The 2,801-nt window shown below is 34.8% G+C and carries 2 protein-coding genes and 1 pseudogene; all 3 read right to left on the bottom strand.

Translation table 11 applies throughout. The features are described 5' to 3' along the window. Positions 1 to 990, bottom strand: a pseudogene (locus Q1553_RS08095) (hypothetical protein); the annotation flags it as partial. A gap of 10 nt (positions 991 to 1,000) precedes the next feature. Then, entirely contained in the window at positions 1,001 to 2,056 is a 1,056-nt protein-coding gene (locus Q1553_RS08090; RefSeq protein WP_297579261.1) for a Cj0814 family flagellar-dependent secreted protein, read from the bottom strand. Positions 2,057 to 2,077: 21 nt separating this feature from the next. After that, entirely contained in the window at positions 2,078 to 2,650 is a 573-nt protein-coding gene (locus tag Q1553_RS08085) for a hypothetical protein (RefSeq protein ID WP_297570337.1), read from the bottom strand. Positions 2,651 to 2,801: the final 151 nt, after the last annotated feature.

The raw sequence follows: 2,801 nt of genomic DNA, 5'->3' as shown, positions 1-2,801 counted from the left end.
TCTTTTCCAAGAGGAAGTAAGGAAGTTTTTAAAGTTTTGAATATCAAAGTTTCCTTTACTCCTTTCTCCAAAAAGCATTAAGATTTGCTCTAATTTCTGCTGACTTTTAATAAAGTCTAAAGTATTTAAAAAGTCTAAATCCTGATAAGTTTCACTTTTTTTATTGACTTGGATTACTTTAGATTTCTTTTGGGTTTTTTGCCCTGCAAGATTCTTATTGTATTCCTCAATTTCCTCATTTTCTTTTCTGAATCGCTCTTGCTGTGCGTCATATCTTGCTTGGTATTCCTCCCTTAATTCTCCCCATTGTTTCCCGAACTCTTCTGCGCTCATTTCGTTGATACTTGTGCGCAAAAGTTGTCCTGCTTTGCCTTTATCTAATATATTCATTCCCAATAGATTATCGTTTTTATCAATGAAACTTGCGTATGCCCCATTGCCCTGTATGGCAAGATTGATTGTTTTTTCTGCCACCATTAAATCAGGATTCATTCTGATAAAAGCCTCTAGCTTCCCGCTCTCATTTAGTCTGCCTTTACTATTTGAAAACCTTTCTAGCAAAGTATCATAAAGTGAGTATTGCGTTCCATTGTCTAAAAAATATTTTATTTCTTTTGTTTTATTGACGATATTGTCTTTTTCCTGTTCTGAAAGCTTAGAAAACTCTTGATAAAAGTTTTTTACACTACCGACTAAATCTATATTATTGTAATAACCAAGTATTGGAAGAGAACTCAAATAATATTTTACGCCCAACCCCGCATCTATTTTAATATCCTTTGGAATCCCTGCAGCTTCGTTTAAATCACTCGTAAAGAATCCCTCACTATCTATGCCAAAGCCTAGTATTTCTTTGACTGCTTGGCTTTTATCTCTTACTAAGTCTTGTGATAGATTCTGTGAAGTTGGAATCTCTTTTGTTGTGTTTTGCGTATTCTTTTGAATCTCTTGTGTTAGATTATAACTTGTATTTATTGGATTAATTGTCATTGTGGAATCCCTAAGCGTCAAAATCAAAATTTTTAATATTTTTTGTTTTTAGCTCTTTGCGTTTTCTTTCTAGCTCTTCAAAACTTAGTTTTTGCTGTTCTTGCAGGTTTTCAAAAAACATTGTCAATGGGTCTTTATAGTTTTTTACATACTCTTCCCATTCTTTATCTACTCTAAGGCTTTCCTCGCTTCTTTGGATTTTAAGTGGTTGTATCCCTGTAACATAAAATTCGTTTTTGTTGCTTGTTGGGTCTTTTGAAGCGTCATAATTTATGATTTCTGAATAAGACATTGATTTATCGTATCCTTGAGATTTGCCATTTGCAGTTGTCTCACCCTCTCTTGTATGCAGATTTGCATTAATAATACCAATTAACAAGCCACCTTTTGTAATTGAGCCATCACTATTGGTGTATTTATTGCTTGTCATATCAAACAAACCCTTTCCAACAGAGCCACCATTTGCATTATTAAAAACATTTGTGCTAGGATTTGCTGAAGAATCATTATAAAACAAACTGCTAATATTCATTCTATCGGGTCGCCCACCTATCGGAGTTTTCCAAAGCATAGAATGATTAGCAAAGTCTGCAATGCTATCGTAAATCTCACTTACTTGCATTGTTTGGGAGTTGAATTTGTATCCTTGAGGAAATTTTGCTATTTCCTCAAGTGTAAAGCTATCTTTAGAGTTTAGCACATTTTCACCCACGACTTGAGAGAGAATCTTATACGCATTGCCTATGGTTTTGGCTATATCAATGCTTTTAAAGATTCTCATAGGGTTACTTGTTTGGTCTGTTATTTCTTGAGCTAAACTCTCCATAGTGCTAGAATGAATCTTATAATCACTTGGGATTCCAGCTGCTTTGTTAAACTCCTCTGTGAAGTAGCCATCTTTATCTACCGCGTAGCCTAAAACTTGGTTAGTAGAGCCTTTGGATACTTCTTTGCTAGAAACAAGATTGGAGGTATTGTTTGTAGCAACCTGACTTGCATTCTTGCTGATATTTGGTTGTAGATTTACCAAAGGGTTATTATAGTTTGAATGAATAGAATTTATCATTGCAAGCCTCCTTGCTTAAATTTATCGGTATTGATTTAAGAGGATTCCATTTAAATCATTACCAACTCTCCTCCATACCTCACTTGCTACACTACTATTAGAAGTAACATTTCTAATCTTATAAATCGTCCCATTGTTATGGTTTAGCCCAACTACCACGGCACCATTGGTAAATTGATTTTGAGGCACTCCATAAGCTCCTATTGTAGTTGTTTTAGTAGCAGTTACGGCGAGATATTCATTTCTGTCTGGGTCAGCAATGATTGCCAAGTCATTATAAGATTGCTTATTAACATAAGAACTTGCAGAACAGCCATCACCACCAAATCCACAAAGGACATTATAATCCATTTCGTGTTGAGTCAATCCCACTACGACCCCGATTTGTGTAATAGTAGCTCCATTAAGGCTAGAACGCATAAGCTCAAAAACATTTACCCCATTATTTTCCATTAAGCCATACCCCCCTACAACCTGCTTTTCCTCCTCTGCGCTTAAGAGCCTTACACCCTTACTTGTATCACTTAATGCACCATTGGTTATTTGTGCTAACAAATCCTCTGCGAATGCACCACTTGAAAATAAACCACTCATTACCGCAATACTAAGAACTTTCTTTAAAATTGTTTCCTCCTTGTAAAATTATCCTACTTACAACATCGGCTATTTTAACAAAAATTTAAGATTTGCGTCAATGATTTAATATGATTCAATGCAGAATCTCATTATAAATGTTTCGCTTTTT

The sequence above is a fragment of the Helicobacter sp. UBA3407 genome, assembly GCF_949747025.1.
Taxonomy (GTDB): domain Bacteria; phylum Campylobacterota; class Campylobacteria; order Campylobacterales; family Helicobacteraceae; genus Helicobacter_D; species Helicobacter_D ganmani.
The sequence above is the reverse complement of the archived record's forward strand: the minus strand, read 5'-3'. Positions and strand labels throughout refer to the sequence as shown.